The sequence below is a fragment of the Calothrix sp. NIES-2098 genome (genome assembly GCF_963875125.1).
Lineage (GTDB): Bacteria > Cyanobacteriota > Cyanobacteriia > Cyanobacteriales > Nostocaceae > Aulosira.
Map to the genome: position 1 here is coordinate 4,059,067 of NZ_CAWNKJ010000001.1, position 16,151 is coordinate 4,075,217.

At 43.8% G+C, this 16,151-nt stretch carries 13 protein-coding genes and 1 pseudogene; 4 read left to right on the forward strand and 10 right to left on the reverse strand.

Annotation, left to right across the window (positions count from 1 at the left end; genetic code table 11):
• Positions 1 to 65: 65 nt before the first annotated feature.
• On the forward strand, positions 66 to 1,673 hold the full coding sequence (locus AACU33_RS16915) for an FAD-dependent oxidoreductase (RefSeq protein WP_096589789.1): 1,608 nt from the start codon (positions 66 to 68) through the stop codon (positions 1,671 to 1,673).
• 158 nt (positions 1,674 to 1,831) lie between these two features.
• Here AACU33_RS16915 and ilvD read toward each other — a convergent pair whose 3' ends face one another.
• Positions 1,832 to 3,538, reverse strand: coding sequence for a dihydroxy-acid dehydratase (gene ilvD, locus AACU33_RS16920; protein WP_096589790.1), 1,707 nt, complete (start codon positions 3,536 to 3,538; stop codon positions 1,832 to 1,834).
• Between the two features lie 385 nt (positions 3,539 to 3,923).
• On the opposite strand from ilvD, the gene AACU33_RS16925 reads away from it, so the two are divergent.
• The 3 genes and pseudogenes from AACU33_RS16925 to AACU33_RS16935 all read left to right on the forward strand — a co-directional run bounded on the left by AACU33_RS16925 (position 3,924) and on the right by AACU33_RS16935 (position 6,036).
• Positions 3,924 to 4,595, forward strand: coding sequence for a glutathione S-transferase family protein (locus AACU33_RS16925; protein WP_096589791.1), 672 nt, complete (start codon positions 3,924 to 3,926; stop codon positions 4,593 to 4,595).
• Between the two features lie 12 nt (positions 4,596 to 4,607).
• Positions 4,608 to 5,021 (forward strand): annotated as a pseudogene (locus AACU33_RS16930) (CmcJ/NvfI family oxidoreductase); the annotation flags it as partial.
• Positions 5,022 to 5,121: 100 nt separating this feature from the next.
• Positions 5,122 to 6,036 (forward strand): TauD/TfdA dioxygenase family protein, encoded by a 915-nt coding sequence (locus AACU33_RS16935; RefSeq protein ID WP_096589792.1) that lies wholly within the window; start codon positions 5,122 to 5,124, stop codon positions 6,034 to 6,036.
• A 181-nt stretch (positions 6,037 to 6,217) separates the two neighbouring features.
• Here AACU33_RS16935 and AACU33_RS16940 read toward each other — a convergent pair whose 3' ends face one another.
• From AACU33_RS16940 to nifS, 9 genes are all read right to left on the reverse strand, one after another.
• Positions 6,218 to 6,985 carry a hypothetical protein gene (locus AACU33_RS16940; RefSeq protein WP_096589793.1) on the reverse strand — a complete coding sequence of 256 codons (768 nt, stop codon included), beginning with the start codon at positions 6,983 to 6,985 and terminating at the stop codon, positions 6,218 to 6,220.
• A 556-nt stretch (positions 6,986 to 7,541) separates the two neighbouring features.
• Positions 7,542 to 8,015: a beta-lactamase hydrolase domain-containing protein gene (locus AACU33_RS16945; protein WP_096595280.1), complete on the reverse strand. Its 474-nt coding sequence runs from the start codon at positions 8,013 to 8,015 to the stop codon at positions 7,542 to 7,544.
• Positions 8,016 to 8,848: 833 nt separating this feature from the next.
• Positions 8,849 to 10,153: a nitrogenase molybdenum-iron protein subunit beta gene (gene nifK, locus AACU33_RS16950; protein ID WP_096589794.1), complete on the reverse strand. Its 1,305-nt coding sequence runs from the start codon at positions 10,151 to 10,153 to the stop codon at positions 8,849 to 8,851.
• Between the two features lie 220 nt (positions 10,154 to 10,373).
• Entirely contained in the window at positions 10,374 to 11,870 is a 1,497-nt protein-coding gene (gene nifD, locus AACU33_RS16955; protein ID WP_096589795.1) for a nitrogenase molybdenum-iron protein alpha chain, read from the reverse strand.
• A gap of 151 nt (positions 11,871 to 12,021) precedes the next feature.
• Positions 12,022 to 12,915, reverse strand: a complete 894-nt coding sequence (gene nifH, locus AACU33_RS16960; protein WP_096589796.1) for a nitrogenase iron protein — start codon at positions 12,913 to 12,915, stop codon at positions 12,022 to 12,024.
• On the reverse strand, positions 12,912 to 13,061 hold the full coding sequence (locus tag AACU33_RS16965; protein ID WP_339376083.1) for a hypothetical protein: 150 nt from the start codon (positions 13,059 to 13,061) through the stop codon (positions 12,912 to 12,914). Before AACU33_RS16965 ends, nifH begins: the two co-directional genes overlap by 4 nt.
• A gap of 170 nt (positions 13,062 to 13,231) precedes the next feature.
• Positions 13,232 to 13,588 carry a group I truncated hemoglobin gene (locus AACU33_RS16970; protein WP_096589797.1) on the reverse strand — a complete coding sequence of 119 codons (357 nt, stop codon included), beginning with the start codon at positions 13,586 to 13,588 and terminating at the stop codon, positions 13,232 to 13,234.
• 196 nt (positions 13,589 to 13,784) lie between these two features.
• Positions 13,785 to 14,696 carry a Fe-S cluster assembly protein NifU gene (gene nifU / locus AACU33_RS16975; RefSeq protein ID WP_096589798.1) on the reverse strand — a complete coding sequence of 304 codons (912 nt, stop codon included), beginning with the start codon at positions 14,694 to 14,696 and terminating at the stop codon, positions 13,785 to 13,787.
• A gap of 146 nt (positions 14,697 to 14,842) precedes the next feature.
• A complete protein-coding gene (gene nifS / locus AACU33_RS16980) occupies positions 14,843 to 16,051 on the reverse strand; it encodes a cysteine desulfurase NifS (protein ID WP_096589799.1) in 1,209 nt (402 codons plus the stop codon).
• Between the last annotated feature and the right edge of the window lie 100 nt (positions 16,052 to 16,151).

Genomic DNA, 16,151 nt, shown 5'->3' on the forward strand with positions numbered 1-16,151 from the left:
CTACTCTCGCATTTTGGGGGAAGCTTTGCCCTTCCCCTTTTCTTAATTCTATAAGGAGTAAATTCATGAATTTTCGTCAAAATGCTTCTAATCTAGATTTAGCCACCGATGTATTAATTATTGGTGGCGGCCCATCTGGGACTTGGGCTGCTTGGAATGCTGCAAATAGCGGAGCAAAAGTTGTGTTAGTAGACAAGGGTTACTGCGGTACAAGTGGTGCAGCAGCCGCTTCTGGGAATGGCGTATGGTACGTTCCACCAGATCCAGAACAACGGGAAGCCGCAATGGCAAGTCGGGAAGCGATGGGAGGCTTTCTTGCAGACCGAAACTGGATGACTAGAGTATTAAATCGCACCTACGACAACATTAATTCCCTTGCAGATGAGGGCTATCCTTTCAGTGTTGATGCTAATGGAAATGTTATTCGTCGCTCCTTGCAAGGCCCAGAGTATATGCGGTTCATGCGCAGAAAAATTAAGCAAGCAGGAGTGAAAATTTTAGACCACAGTCCGGCTTTAGAGTTGTTGGTAGATGCCGAAGGTGCTGTAGCTGGCGCTAAGGGGATTAATCGTCAGTCTGGGGAACGTTGGACAGTCCGAGCCGGGGCAGTTGTGATTGCTACAGGTGGCTGTGCTTTCTTAAGTAAGGCTCTCGGTTGCAATGTCCTCACTGGCGATGGTCTATTGATGGCAGCCGAGGCGGGTGCGGATTTCTCTGGTATGGAATTTTCTAATGCCTACGCAATTTCTCCAGCTTTTGCTTCTGTGACTAAGACTCGTTATTACGATTGGGCTTCTTTCACCTATGAAGATGGCACGGTAATTGAAGGTGCAGGTTCTAAGCGCGGTCGTTCTGTAATTGCCAAAACATTACTGACTCAGCCAGTTTATGCCTGTCTCGATCAAAATATGGATGAGGAAACAAAAGCTTGGATGCGCGCATCTCAGCCTAACTTCTTTGTAGTCTTCGATCGCGCTGCTATTGACCCCTTCACCCAAAGATTCCCTATCACCCTACGTTTGGAAGGCACTGTACGCGGTACTGGTGGAATTAAAATTACAGATTACACCTGTGCGACCTCAGTTAAGGGACTGTATGCTGCGGGAGATGCAGCTACGAGAGAGTTAATTTGTGGTGGTTTTACAGGCGGTGGTAGCCACAATGCAGCCTGGGCAATGTCTTCTGGCTATTGGTCTGGACAGTCTGCGGCTAACTACGCCCTGAGTTTGGGAGAACAAGCCACTCAACGCAGCGTACAGGGAGTTGGTGAAGCAGGATTGCATGGTGAAGGTCATCATAAATTCTCCCCAGATGAAGCGATCGCTGCAACTCAAGCTGAAGTTTTCCCCTACGACCGCAACCTTTTCCGCAGTGCTACAGGGTTAAACGCATCCCTAGATAGACTAAATGACCTCTGGCAAGAAATCCGCCATAGTCATACACCAGATGATAGCCAAATTGTGCGATCGCGCGAAGCAGCGGCGATGGTTGCGACTGCGCGTTGGATGTACAACAGTGGTTTGCAACGTCAAGAAACTAGAGGGATGCACAAACGCATGGATTACCCACAACAAGACCCTAACCAGCAATATCGGCTGCTGAGTGGTGGGTTAGATAAGATTTGGGTCAAACCGGAGTCAGTAGTTGCTAACCGGGAATTAGTAACGGTGTAATTCTCAAAGACTGAGTATTCTCAAATTCTTTCTCTGCTTCCTCTGCGTCTCTGTGGTTAGATAAATAAGTTATGAACCACAGAGGAGGACTCTTGCGTGGGTAGTAGAATTAGACTCTTATACAGAGACGTGATATACCGCGTCTCTAACGTTACTCCCTACTCATTAAATAAATCCAAGTCTGTGACAGCACCAACACTGCTAGAAGAAACTAACTTAGCATATTTTGCTAAGATGCCTTTTGTATAACGGGGTGGACGAGGTTGCCATTTAGCGCGACGATTAGCTAATTCTACATCAGAAATATTGATTTGTAACAAGCGAGAATTAGCATCAATAGTGATACTATCGCCCTCTTCGACTAGCGCGATCGCACCACCAACGGCGGCTTCTGGTGCGACGTGTCCGACTACCATCCCGTAAGTACCGCCGGAAAAGCGTCCATCAGTAATTAATCCTACAGAATCACCTAAACCCGCACCAATAATTGCTGAGGTGGGTGCTAGCATTTCTCGCATACCAGGGCCGCCTTTCGGGCCTTCGTAGCGGATGACAATTACATCACCGACTTGAATCTTACCTGCAAGGATGGCATCTAAGCATTCTTCTTCGGAATCAAATACCCTTGCGGGGCCAGTAATGCTGGGATTTTTCACCCCAGTAATTTTTGCTACTGCTCCCTCTGTAGCGAGATTCCCTTTGAGGATGGCTAAATGACCTTGGGAATACATCGGGTTATTCCAAGGACGAATCACATCTTGATTGCTGGGTGGTTCGTCGGGGACATCTGCTAAAATTTCGGCAATAGTTTTACCTGTGATGGTGATACATTCACCGTGAAGTAATCCATGCACTAATAGCATTTTCATCACTTGGGGAATACCACCAACTTTGTGTAAGTCTGTGGCGACATATCTACCACTGGGTTTTAAATCGCATAAAACAGGGACGCGATCGCGGATAGTTTCAAAATCATCTAGATTAAGTTCTACACCAGCCGCATGAGCGATCGCCAGAAAATGTAACACGGCGTTAGTTGAACCACCTACAGCCATAATCACAGAAATCGCATTTTCGATAGATTTGCGCGTGATAATTTGTCGGGGTAAGAGTTGATTGCAAATTGCTTCTACTAATACCTTGGCTGATTCTTCTGTACTATCGGCTTTTTCCTCATCTTCTGCCGCCATTGTGGAAGAATAGGGTAAACTCATCCCCATCGCTTCAAAGGCTGAGGACATAGTATTGGCTGTGTACATTCCACCGCAAGAACCAGCACCAGGACAAGCTTGACGTTCGACTGCTAATAGTTCTTCAGAGTCAATTTTGCCAGCGCTATATTGGCCTACAGCTTCAAAAGAACTGACAACTGTTAAATCTTTACCATTGTAGTGTCCGGGTTTAATTGTCCCACCGTAAACAAAGATAGCCGGGATATTCATCCGTGCGATTGCAATCATTGCCCCTGGCATATTTTTATCACAGCCACCAATGGCAATTACGCCATCCATATTTTGTCCGTTACAGACGGTTTCAATGGAGTCAGCAATTACTTCTCGTGACACGAGGGAATATTTCATCCCCTCAGTTCCCATAGAAATCCCATCACTAATAGTAATTGTGCCGAACATTTGCGGCATTGCCCCGGCTCGTTTAATTCCCGCTTCAGCTCGTTGTGCTAGTTGATTAATCCCCATGTTACAGGGAGTGATGGTGCTGTAAGCATTAGCCACACCCACAATTGCTTTGTTAAAGTCTTCATCCTGAAAACCTACTGCACGCAGCATAGCCCGATTAGGCGATCGCTGTACTCCTTGCGTGACCACTTTACTTCTGAAATTCTCTGAAACTGTCTTTTCACCCATTGCTCTACCCTCGCTCAAATCTCTGTACGAGTATCATAGGTAGACTTGTTTGAGATGTCCAATATATATTTATTTAAAATTAAGACTTATAAAATATCAAAAAAACAAACTACAATATCTGTGCTGAAAGCCGCAGAAAGACTGCATATATTAATTAGTTACACTAATAATTAGGTATACATATTTCACGAAAGACTGTATAATAATCTAACTACGTTAAATCGACCGACAAACAGTAATATATTGTCTAACAAACGTAGATACCTGCTAGTCAAAATTATTTAACTGCACTGATCGACACATCTCGCTTCTGTCTTATTGCTCTGGTTTGAGTTGTGCAATCTCAAATACTTTGCATTCACGATAATTACAAGGAGAGGATTTCATGAGCAACATACAACTTTACTTTGCTAAAGCTTCTACCTTCTCACAACGTACCCGTGTAGTCTTACTGGAAAAAGGCATTGAATTTACCCCAGTAGAAATTGACTTACAGCACAAACCAGATGGGTATACACAGATTTCCCGCTATGGCAAAGTGCCGGCTATTCAACACGGGGATGTAATTATCTATGAATCTGCGATTATTAATGAATATCTAGATGAAGTGTTCCCCGAACCACCATTGTTACCTCGCGATCCCGCAAAAAAAGCGATCGCGCGCATCTGGATAGACTACGCCAATACTCGCCTTGTCCCGGCTTTTAACAAATTTCTGCGTGGTAAAGATAGCCAAGAACAGGAACAAGGCAGAAAAGAGTTCATAGAAGCACTTCTATATATCGAACAAGAAGGATTGGGCAAAGGCGATTACTTCTTAGGAGATCAGTTTAGCCTGGTTGATATTAGCTTCTATCCTTGGTTTGAACGTTTACCACTATTAGAACACTTCCGTAACTTTACGCTACCAGCAGAAACACCGCGTTTGCAGACATGGTGGAGTATAGTACGCGATCGCCCTTCAATTCAAGCAGTCGCAAATCCTGTGGACTTCTATTTACAAAGATTCGCGAAAATTCTTGGCGAACCGATTCCTGTTGGTGCAGCACAAAAATAGAACACAGGGGGCGCTCGTTTAGAATTAGCAGCACGGGGTATAGATAATGGCGAAATTGAGTCACTATGGCAACCTGTTGTTGCAATAGTGAATGTTTGGCGAGCGATCACCCAACCAATCCAAGAGTCACCGTTAGCATTGTGTGATGCCCAAAGCATTGCACCAACAGACCTTGTAGCTAGCGATTTAGTGTACCGCGATCGCATTGGGGAGACATACGCAGTCACGTATAATCCCCAACATCAATGGTTCTAGTTCCCACAAATGCACAGAGACGAAGCCCTATTTATCAAATGCTTCGACTCCGCAGAAGATGGACGCGCTCGTTTTGCCGCCCATACAGCCTTTGAAGATCCCACTATTCCAGCCGATGCACCCCCACGAGAAAGCATCGAACTCAGGACATTCGTCTTTTACCCCGCATAGATTCCTCCTTCTCCCACTCTCTATGCTACAAACACTTTGACGCTCTGCGTCTCTGCGCCTCTGCGTGAGACAAATCCACATTTAACCTAGAGTAAATCCCATGACTTCCCAACACTTCGACATCAAACCAATAGCCGGACGTATTGGTGCCAAAATAATCGGTCTTAACCTCAACAACAACCTCAGCGACGAAATCATCAGCGATATTCGTAAAGCTCTAGTTAAATACAAAGTCATCTTCTTCCGGGATCAGAACCTTGACGCTCAAGCACAAGTAGCCTTCGCCCGTCGCTTTGGAGAAGTCACCACAGCTCATCCCACAGTTCCATCACTTCCAGACAACCCAGAAATTCTGGATCTAGATTACGGCAAGACTGTCAGCCGTGCTAACAGCTGGCACACCGATGTCACATTTGTAGATCGTCCTCCCCTTGGTTCGATTTTGCGGGCGCTGGTCATCCCGCCATCAGGAGGCGACACCGTTTGGGCAAACTCCGTGACTGCATACGAAGATTTACCAGACCCTCTACGTAGCCTCGCTGACCAACTTTGGGCAATACACAGCAACGCCTACGATTATGCAGCAGCCGCAATTGACTTACCAAAAGAAATCTTAGAGCATCGGGCTGTTTTCACCTCGACTTTATACGAAACTCTGCATCCAGTTGTCCGCGTTCATCCTGAATCTGGCGAACGAGGATTATTCATCGGCGGTTTTGTGCGTCGTCTGCGTGGCTTATCACAAAATGAATCCGATGAAATTATCAAATTGTTGCAGGCTTACATTACTCGTCCTGAAAATACAGTCCGGTGGCGTTGGAAAGTTGGCGATGTCGCTTTCTGGGATAATCGCGCTACTCAACATTATGCGATCGCAGACTACGGCAACCAACCTCGTCACGTTCAGCGAGTAACTATTGTTGGCGATATCCCCGTTGGTATTGATGGGAAACAAAGTCAAGCCATCAAGGGAGATTCTTCTGCATACAATCGGCGCGAACCAGCTTTAGTTTAGAAAAAGGTTTTTATCTTAGTGTCTTAGTGGTTCAAGATTTTTACCTCTAAGACACTCAGCATTTGCCAGACAGCAAAAAATTATTACCAGAAACAACAGTAGTTTTAGCAATACAATTAGCAATCTATGCGTAGCATTCCGTAAAAAATATCGCTCTAAAGTAAGGAATTATAAAAATTCCTTATTGTCTAATCATCTTTCTTTTTTTCAAAGCTAAACTTGCACCTATAAATCCTAATGTTATACCCAAAATTGATGTATGTTCTGGAACTTGAGTTGCGTCTAATCTCAAATTATCGAAATTAATTTCTATCCCATCATTTTGTAAAAGATTCAGCAATCGAATTTCCAACGGTTTTCCTAAATTTAGGTCGTTGGCTGAAGTAGTATACGAGATAGTAGAAGTAACAAAAGCTCCTTCTGCTATGTTCAGGCTATTCAAATCTTGAGTAAGTAAAGTTCCTCCAGCTAATAATTGAATACCATAACCAGGGAAACCAGCTAAATTGGTGAAACCATTCACAGGTGGAATATTAGCGATGTCAACCTGTAAGGTATATTTCGTATTAGCTGTCAACATACTGGTAAGTGTTTGTGATATTCCCACTACACCACTTCCAGTCGGATAAGTCAGGTAAACATATCCCACATTATTACCTTCTGGAGCTTCGTTAGCATAAACATCTGCTGTCGGATTGTATGTACCATAAATTGGCCCGCCACTACTGATAGTGGCAGATGTCATATTAAATGGATCGTATAATGTCCAACCAGGTAACACATTATTAGTAAAGTCTCCTTCTCCTACTATTGGTTCTTCAAAACCTGCATTAGTTATAGTTAAACTTGCTGCATTTGCTGTAGAAGTTTTTGCGATCGCTGCAATATTTATAGATGCACAAATAGCAGCAATATAAGCAATCTTTTTAAAGATTTTATGGGCAATCATATTTTTGCGATTCAGAGAGTAGAAGGAATCATTTAGTAATTATTTAGTGAAACTTAGTTTCCTACTTACTAAATTTGTAAACCTCAGAATTTACGTAACAAATTATTACTCTGACCTTCAGATATTAACACTGTCTTTAAAATCAATTGTTAAGTTTACACAATATTTTTGTATACTCTTCAACAACTTATTATCATCTAAAATTTAGATTAATAATTAAGTTTTAACTTTAACTTTATCTCAACATTGATGATTCTTGTGGTTTATCTGATTTCTTAGTTAAATTCACTAATTATTGCTGTTTATCTTGATTCCGGGTAACAGTATATTTAACTGGGAAGATTCAACTTTTTGAATTAAAATATTCGCTTTCTTATGTGGTTATCGTAATTAATAACTTCGTTAAGCTTCTCTTTAAGATGCTACCTATCAATTGCTTCCCCGTACAAGTACGCTCACGCTCAAACGATTCGAGCAAAAATTTTTTTGTTCCTAATTGATCAAGTAGAGACGCGATTCATCACGCCTCTACAATTTTTTGCCTAACTCAGTACTTTTATCTGACTGATACTGCTACCTTGGCGTGTTTATTTACATAGTCTACAAACAAGTTTTTTAATCGCGGGCTAACACCAGCGTGTTCAAAAAAACCAAAGCCTAATTTCCTAGCTCTTGCTAAGGTTTGTTCTGGTGTCAATCCTTCTTCAATAGCAACACTCAATAGTGCAATTCCTGTGGAACGCATAGCTGCTGCACAATGTATCACTGCTGGTTTAGGAAGTTCTTCTAATGTCTTGAGAATTTTGCTAATTAACTCTTCACTTAAATTTTCTAGCTTGAGAGGCACATTGACGTATTTTAGTCCTAATGCTTCAGCTACGTCTTGCTCATCTTGGCGAAATCCTAATTCATCAGGCGATCGCAAATTTAAAACTGATTTAAACCCTTCTTGAGTAGCTTGCTCAAGTTGTTTTGGTATGACTTGTCCTGTTGTCGTTAAATTTTCATTAATCCGGATACTGTTGATCACTTTTACTCCTTTGGGCTTCAACACCTAGCTTGATAAATCCTCGTCTTAGCCAGCTTTGTCCAGCTATCTAAAATTTGCATGGCAAAATCTGCCAAACAAAACCAAATTTCTTGTGTCTAACTCTGAATTTGCCGGACAAAGCCATTTATTTTTTTGCTGTTCTCATAATATACGGTTTATCTATAGACTTACAGGTGTTAAGAGATATTTATACAGTTTAGCGATAGGATTACCGTAGTTTATATTTTTTTAACAATCCCTATAGGGATGTAATATCTGGAGTTGATTGTGGATTAGCAATCGCCCTAGAAAATCAATTGTCGGTTCTCAGTTGGGTGCGGGGACTGTTTAACTCAGAATTAAGGCTATCTGTTGAGATCGCACACTCGGAATGTAGATTATTGCAGACATAGTTTCAGTGTGAAGCTGAATAGCTCATGCTAATGAGTGTTGGTTGTCGTCCAAACTGCGATCGCTATTATGGAAAGCACAAGGTTTATTTGAGTTGATTGACCTGGATTATTGCTAGAAAAAACCTTCTTTTAGCCAAATACGGTTTAATTAAGAGATATTGTAATAATTAACACAAACTAAGTGACACAATGAATATTTAGCAAATAGGCGATCGCTACTGATAAACTTAATTCAGGATTGTTTGCTATTAAACAAATATCATAACTGTATGGTTTCGTAGGCTTTTACAAAAATTCCATGTGATTTCTATACCTAGTGGTAGCGTATTTAAAACCTGGCTTTGTTGATTGCAATCTAGTTATATCTAATTACCAAAATCAGGCGATCGCTAGCAATCATTGCCAAGAAAGACCCTTAAATTAACTTGATAGCGCACACAAAAGAGAACGTAAGTGCCACAAGTCCTTACCACCCCAGATTTTAGCTTCCTTACCGAAGGGGCTAGAATCTAGCAATGCTTGAAGTTCTTTTTCAAATACTTCGTTGGAGTTGTGAACCACAATATGTACGGGTTCAGCACCCAATTCCAGCATGAAGCCAACAACGCTGTAAACTAAATCGGGATCGCCGTAGATAGCGAAGCGCTTACCGTGAACCCATGCATGAGAGTCAGTCATCGCATCAACTGCGCGACCGCGTTCGATTTCTAATTCTTCAGGAATTGGTTTACCAGTCAGTTCGCTGAGTTTCATCAGGAACTCATCAGTAGCCTTAATACCCCAAGGACGGGAAACTACAACATCTTGCTGCCACTCTTTAGCGATGTACTCACGAGTCTTAGGAGTAGAGTGAGCTTGCATCACCACTGTAGCTTTAGCATTAATTGCATCTGCTGCTTCTTCCAGCTTTGTACCACCTGGGTACATATCGAATTCACCAGTGTTAGGTGCATCCAGATAATCGCTGTTGTCAGAGAGAATTGTGTAGTCGATACCAAACAAAGAAGCAATGCGTTTTACTTCCCGGAGATTGCCAACATAGGTGTCAAAACCAGAGATGAAGTTGATTTTGCCATTGCTAGCGGATTTCTTCTTACCTGCGGTTAAGGTAGTTAGAATTCCCTTCATCATGTTGTCGTAACCAGTGATGTGGGAACCAACAAAGCTAGGAGTGTGAGCAAAGGGTACTGGTAAATCTTGAGGAACTGAACCAGCGTTCTTAGCGTTGGTAATAAACGCACCCAAGTCATCACCAATAACCTCAGCCATACAGGTGGTGCAAACTGCAATCATTTTGGGCTTGTAAAGCTGGTATGAGTTTGCCAAACCATCAATCATGTTTTGCAGACCACCGAACACCGCTGCGTCTTCAGTCATGGAAGAAGAAACGCCAGAGAATGGTTCTTTGTAGTGACGGGTTAAGTGGGTACGGAAGTAAGCAACACAACCTTGAGAACCTTGAACGAAAGGTAAAGTACCTTCAAAGCCAACAGCAGCGAACATAGCGCCTAAAGGTTGGCAACCTTTAGCAGGGTTAACGGTCAAAGCTTCACGAGCGAAGTTCTTTTCACGATAATCCCAACTCTTTGTCCATTCTGCAACCCGTTTTACTTCTTCGGGGTCGTGACCGTTTTCAAACTCTCTCTTGTTTTGAAAAAGTTGTTGGTATTCCGGTTGGTGGAACAGTTGTACGTGATCTTGAATTTTATCTGGATTCTGAGGCATTTCTGGATCTCCAAGCTGACTGAATTCGTGACTGGTCAAACAATGAGCATTTCTTGTGGGTTCAGGTAAGGAGAGCTGGAGATGGGAAATAGAAATATAATTCAAAACTCAAAATGCAAAACACAAAATTCCCAACTTTGAATTTTTAATTTTGAATTTTGGATTCCCAAATCCCCCCTGGGGTTTTAGCCCCAGGCCCCGAATCTCTCTATTCCATTCCCTAAACGGCAGCTTTAGCCTTAGCTTTAGTATTCTTGTTCCAAGGAGCGCCAATTAATCCCCAGGTTGGGCTGTTGAGTGCCAAATCCATATCGCGGGCGAAGATGGCAAATCCGTCATAACCGTGATAAGGGCCGGAGTAATCCCAAGAGTGCATTTGACGGAAAGGAAGACCCATCTTTTGGAAAACGTACTTCTCTTTCACACCAGAAGCAATCAAATCTGGTTTGAGTGCTTTTACAAACTCCTCAAATTCGTAAGCGGTAACGTCGTCATAAACGATGGTGCCGTTTTCGATGTAGTGAGTGGTACGTTTGTAGTCGTCGTTATGAGCGAACTCATAACCTGTACCAATCATCTTCATACCCAAATCTTGGAAAGCGGGTACAACGTGGCGAGGACGCAAACCACCAACCATCATCGCAACGGTCTTACCTTCCAAACGGGGGCGATACTTAGCAACGATCGCATCCATTGTCGGCTGATACTTGGCAATCACCTTCTCAGCGTTTTCTTGGATCTTCGAGTCAAACTTAGAAGCAATTTCCCGTAAGGATTCAGCAATCTTGGTGGGGCCGAAGAAGTTGTATTCCAACCAGGGGATACCATACTTCTCTTCCATGTGACGGCTGATGTAGTTCATCGACCGATAGCAGTGGATGAGGTTCATCTTCACATTAGGGGTCATCAACATTTCGTTGATTGTGCCATCACCAGACCACTGAGCGACTACGCGCAAGCCGATTTCTTCTAAGAGGATGCGGCTAGCCCAAGCATCACCACCGATGTTGTAGTCACCGATGATAGCTACGTCATAAGGAGTAGACTCAAACTTCAGTGTGCCATCTTTCTTAGCTTGATCTGCTCTGGGGAATACCCAGTCACGGATCATGTCGTTAGCAATGTGGTGTCCTAAGGACTGAGAAACACCACGGAAGCCTTCGCAACGTACAGGTACAACTGGCTTGTTAATTTCTTTAGCAGCTTTCTTAGCAACTGCTTCGATGTCATCCCCAATCAAACCGATGGGACATTCAGATTGAATAGAAACACCACGGCTGAGGGGGAACAGGACTTCGAGTTCTTGAATCAGCTTTAAGAGTTTTTTGTCACCACCGAAAACGATGTCACGTTCTTGGAAGTCAGAGGTGAAGTGCATGGTACCAAAGGTGTCAACACCAGTTGTACCAATGTAGTAGTTACGACGACCAGACCAAGACCAGTAACCGCAACCTACAGGCCCGTGGCTGATGTGGATCATGTCCTTAATAGGACCCCAAACCACACCCTTAGAACCTGCATAAGCACAACCACGGGCGGTCATTACACCAGGTAGAGATTTGATGTTAGACTTAACGCCGCAGTCAGACTTACCTTCTTCGTATACGTTTAAGTGCTTTTCCCGTTTTTTGGCAGCTTTTTCAGGATAGGCTTGGAGAACTTCTTTAATTAGTTCTTTTCTTTCTTCAATGATGTTCTTGTTTTCTGGAGGAGTCATTTCTAGTCTCTCTTGCTCCTAAGGAACCGGGGTAGTCAGGGTAGGGGATTTCCCCTATGGGGTTGGGGACTCTTAGTCCCCGTGGGGGATAGAAATTAGATCATAGGTAAAAGGGAAATGATGCAGGTATTCCCTTTTCCTAAAACATAGTTTACTTAACAGGTGCTTCCGCAGCGGTCTTACCGATGATGTCTGCGTGCTTGGTATCGTCGTCGAGAATACCGTATTCGATCAACAGAGCTTCTAGATCGTCCATTTCCATTGGTGTCGGAATGGTGAGCTTGGTGTTGTTGATGATCTTCTTAGCTAGTGCGCGGTATTCTTGAGATTGGTTGCTGTCGGGTGCATACTCGTTAACAGTCATCCGGCGCAATTCTGCGTGTTGAACGATGTTGTCGCGAGGTACGAAGTGAATCATTTGGGTGTTCAAACGTTCAGCCAAGTTTTCAATTAGTTCAGCTTCACGGTCAACTTTACGGCTGTTACAGATCAAACCACCTAAACGTACACCACCGGAGTGAGCATATTTCAAAATACCACGAGCGATGTTGTTAGCAGCGTACATCGCCATCATTTCACCAGAGGTAACGATGTAGATTTCTTGTGCTTTACCTTCACGGATAGGCATAGCGAAACCACCGCATACAACGTCACCTAATACGTCGTAAGATACGAAGTCTAGGTCTTGGTAAGCACCGTTTTCTTCCAAGAAGTTAATAGCGGTGATAATACCACGACCAGCGCAACCTACACCGGGTTCTGGACCACCAGACTCCACGCACTTCACATCACGGAAGCCGGTCAACATTACTTCTTCTAATTCTAAATCTTCTACTGCACCACGTTCTGCTGCTAAGTGCAGCACGGTGGTTTGAGCTTTACTGTGGAGCATCAAACGGGTGGAGTCAGCTTTGGGGTCACAACCCACAATCATAATGCGCTGACCCATTTCTGCCATAGCTGCCAGGGTGTTTTGAGAGGTGGTAGATTTACCGATACCGCCTTTACCGTAGAAAGCTATCTGTCTAATATTTTCGTCAGTCATGGTTCGTGTTTCCTGCAATTGGTTGGTTGGTGGGTCTTTTGCTTTTGTCTGTTGGGTCTCACACCCGTTGAAGCTCGGAGTGAGTTGGTGTAGAACGTCGCCGGGGGCGATCGCTCCACAGCAAAAACTAGCGGTAGTAAAGACATCTATGTTCCTCGGCCAAATTAAATTTTTTTTCTTTTAATCTTTGTTAATAGCCATGAAAAATGACTATTAACAAAGGTAATTACGCACTTTACAAATACTTGTGATTCAGATAGAAACACCTGGTAGGACTTGACTGATGTATGCTTTGACTATCAATCTCGAAGTCCAATTACTTGTTTAAAATAGCGCCTTTGACATTGGAGACGCGAGCCATTGCAGCGCTGATATCATCAGCAGACACTCCATTTGCAGCCATTGCATCGCTGAGGTGCTTGGCAATAGTATCAAAGTGTTGGGGCTGTATATTCATACCTGTGTGGGTTTTGTCCATTGGGCGACCTGCATATTGCTTTGGCCCCTCAAGTAACTGAGCTACGAAAGCAACAAAGTGACTACGTTGTTTCGCCATATCTGTCTTAGCGAAGAAAGTATTCACGCTGCTGTCTGCTTGGATGCGTTTGTGTAAATCTGCAACTACTTTGTCGAGAGTTGCTTGTCCGCCAATTTTTTCGTAGAGTGCGCTCATATCCTCATTCCTTTGAAGCGAGTTGGATTATGGAATTCGCAATTAGGCGTGGAATACTTGCCTATGTGCTTTAGCTGTCTGTTGTCGGTAGGACTGAATTCATTGATGCGAAGCGAATTGTCTCTGTCAAATCCTACTTTTTGTGTCTTAGCTGATGCACATGAGGGAGTATTTGTGCAGTGCGTAAAATCTAGAGTTATGGCTCAACCGCTTCTACTATCAGGTTCTTGCTGACTCGATCCTGCAACCTGGCTTCTATGGCAATCTTGAGAGTTGCTGTGCTGCTAGAACAAGAACCACAAGCTCCTTGCAGTAGAACCTTAACGCGATCGCCGTCCACATCGTACAGTTCCACATCGCCGCCGTCAGCAATCAGTACTGGTCTGACTTCTTCATCTAAGACCTTTTGAATTAGTGCAATTTTCTGCACATTAGTCAATGGGCGTTGTGATTGTTTAGCAGTAGCAATATCGGTTGCAACTTTCACGCTATAGTTATCGATTGCAGGTGTTGCGGCTTGTTGCTGTACATCTTTAATAATATCATCAATATTTGCCAGACAGGAACCGCATCCGCCACCAGCTTTGACGTAGTTTGTTACCTGCTCGGCATCAGTAAGGTTATTTTCCAAAATCACGCGCCGAATTTTGGATTCGCTGATACCAAAGCAACTACAAATGAGTGCGCCTTCATCATCGTCATCATGGGCAGTTAGGGGAATGCCGCGATAATTATAAATTGCCGCTTCTAGCGCTTCTTGCCCCATCACAGAGCAATGCATTTTCGCTTCTGGCAATCCACCCAAGTAATCTGCAATGTCTTTATTGGAGACATTTAAGGCTTCATCTAAGGTTAAACCCTTAATCATTTCAGTGAGGGCGCTGGAAGATGCGATCGCACTGGTACAGCCAAAAGTTTGAAAGCGAGCATCGAGAATCTTATCGCTGGCGACTTCAACTTTCAAGTGTAGTCTCAGAGCATCACCACAAGCAATGCTACCTACCTCTCCAGTTGCTACCTTCACCCCAGATTCATCAGCTTCTTCAATAGCTCCCTGATTCTTGGGATTGTAAAACAGTTCTAATACTTTATCTGTGTAGTCCCACATAACCGATTTTAGATTTTGGATTTTGGATTTTAGATTGAGGGATTGGGCATTGGGGAGGCAGTGCGTTGGACGGGTTCCCCGGCTTGAAGCAACTGCCGTCATTGGGCATTGATTCCATTCTCTATGCCCCATGCCCCATTCCCTAATTAGCGATGAGCCAGTGTTTGCTCTTGCGCTTGCAGCCAACCTGCTTCGTCATTTTTGAAGGGTGAAAGGGCACGCAAACGTTCTACAATCTCAGGCATTACCGCGATTACTCGATCGATTTCGGCTTCTGTGGTGTAGCGACAGAGGCTAAAGCGGATGGAACCGTGCAAGGTGGTGTAGGGTAAACCCATTGCTCGCAATACGTGGGAAGGTTCCAAAGAGCCAGAAGTACAAGCAGAACCAGATGAGGCACAGATACCGTATTTGTTCAGGGAGAGTAAGATGGCTTCACCTTCGATATACTTGAAGCCGATGTTAGTGGTGTTTGGCAATCTCTGCGTAATATCGCCATTAACTTCACAATCAGGAATCGTAGCGAGTAAGGTTTTTTCTAGGCGATCGCGCAGCCTGCTTTCTCTTTTTGTCGCCTCTTCTAAATGTAACAGTTCCAGTTCGGCAGCTTTGCCGAGTGCAATAATTCCGGGAACGTTCTCTGTTCCCGCACGGCGTCCGCGTTCTTGGTGTCCGCCAATCAAAAAGGGACGGAATCTCACACCACGCCGGACATATAAAGCCCCAATTCCTTTGGGTGCGTGAATCTTGTGACCGGATAGGGTTAACATATCTACGGTGCTATTCTTCATATTTAAGGGAATCTTCCCTACTGCTTGCACCGCATCGACGTGGAATAAAGCGCCATACTCTTTGGCTCGCAATCCAATCTGCTCGATTGGGAAAACCACGCCAGTTTCGTTATTTGCATACATCGTTGTCACCAAGGCGGTGTTACCTGTCAAGGAAGCTTCTAGCTCATTGAGATCCAATTGTCCCTGACGATTTACCGAAAGATAGGTAACACTATAACCTTGGGTTTCTAATTGCTTGCAGACATTCAGTACTGCTGGGTGTTCAACTTGGGTAGTAATAATATGTCGCTTGTCTGGTTGCGCCAACAGTGCGGCGCGAATTGCAGCGTTATCGCCTTCAGTTCCGCAACTAGTGTAGACAATTTCCGATTCATCGGCTCCCAAAAGGGCTGCAAGTTGTTCTCTTGCTATTTTCACTGCTTTGGCAAGCTGTCCGCCAAAGGTGTGCATACTAGAGGGATTGCCGTAATATTCAGTTAAGTAGGGCAGCATTGCCTCTACAACTTCTGGGTCTACCTTAGTGGTGGCATTATTATCGAGATAAATGCAGTTGTTTTGCATTGGTTCTAATTGTGAGGAGACAAGAGCCAAAATTTTGAGGTAATACCAATAATATGAAGTGTGAAGTCTGTAGGGCGTTCGTCGGAAGGTAGGATGAAGT

Bases quoted from the DNA above. Each gene is read 5' to 3' on its own strand.
- AACU33_RS16915 (WP_096589789.1), top strand. From the start codon at position 66: ATGAATTTTCGTCAAAATGCTTCTAATCTAGATTTAGCCACCGATGTA.
- ilvD (WP_096589790.1), bottom strand. From the start codon at position 3,538: ATGGGTGAAAAGACAGTTTCAGAGAATTTCAGAAGTAAAGTGGTCACG.
- AACU33_RS16925 (WP_096589791.1), top strand. From the start codon at position 3,924: ATGAGCAACATACAACTTTACTTTGCTAAAGCTTCTACCTTCTCACAA.
- AACU33_RS16935 (WP_096589792.1), top strand. From the start codon at position 5,122: ATGACTTCCCAACACTTCGACATCAAACCAATAGCCGGACGTATTGGT.
- AACU33_RS16940 (WP_096589793.1), bottom strand. From the start codon at position 6,985: ATGATTGCCCATAAAATCTTTAAAAAGATTGCTTATATTGCTGCTATT.
- nifK (WP_096589794.1), bottom strand. From the start codon at position 10,153: ATGCCTCAGAATCCAGATAAAATTCAAGATCACGTACAACTGTTCCAC.
- nifD (WP_096589795.1), bottom strand. From the start codon at position 11,870: ATGACTCCTCCAGAAAACAAGAACATCATTGAAGAAAGAAAAGAACTA.
- nifH (WP_096589796.1), bottom strand. From the start codon at position 12,915: ATGACTGACGAAAATATTAGACAGATAGCTTTCTACGGTAAAGGCGGT.
- AACU33_RS16965 (WP_339376083.1), bottom strand. From the start codon at position 13,061: ATGTCTTTACTACCGCTAGTTTTTGCTGTGGAGCGATCGCCCCCGGCG.
- AACU33_RS16970 (WP_096589797.1), bottom strand. From the start codon at position 13,588: ATGAGCGCACTCTACGAAAAAATTGGCGGACAAGCAACTCTCGACAAA.
- nifU (WP_096589798.1), bottom strand. From the start codon at position 14,696: ATGTGGGACTACACAGATAAAGTATTAGAACTGTTTTACAATCCCAAG.
- nifS (WP_096589799.1), bottom strand. From the start codon at position 16,051: ATGCAAAACAACTGCATTTATCTCGATAATAATGCCACCACTAAGGTA.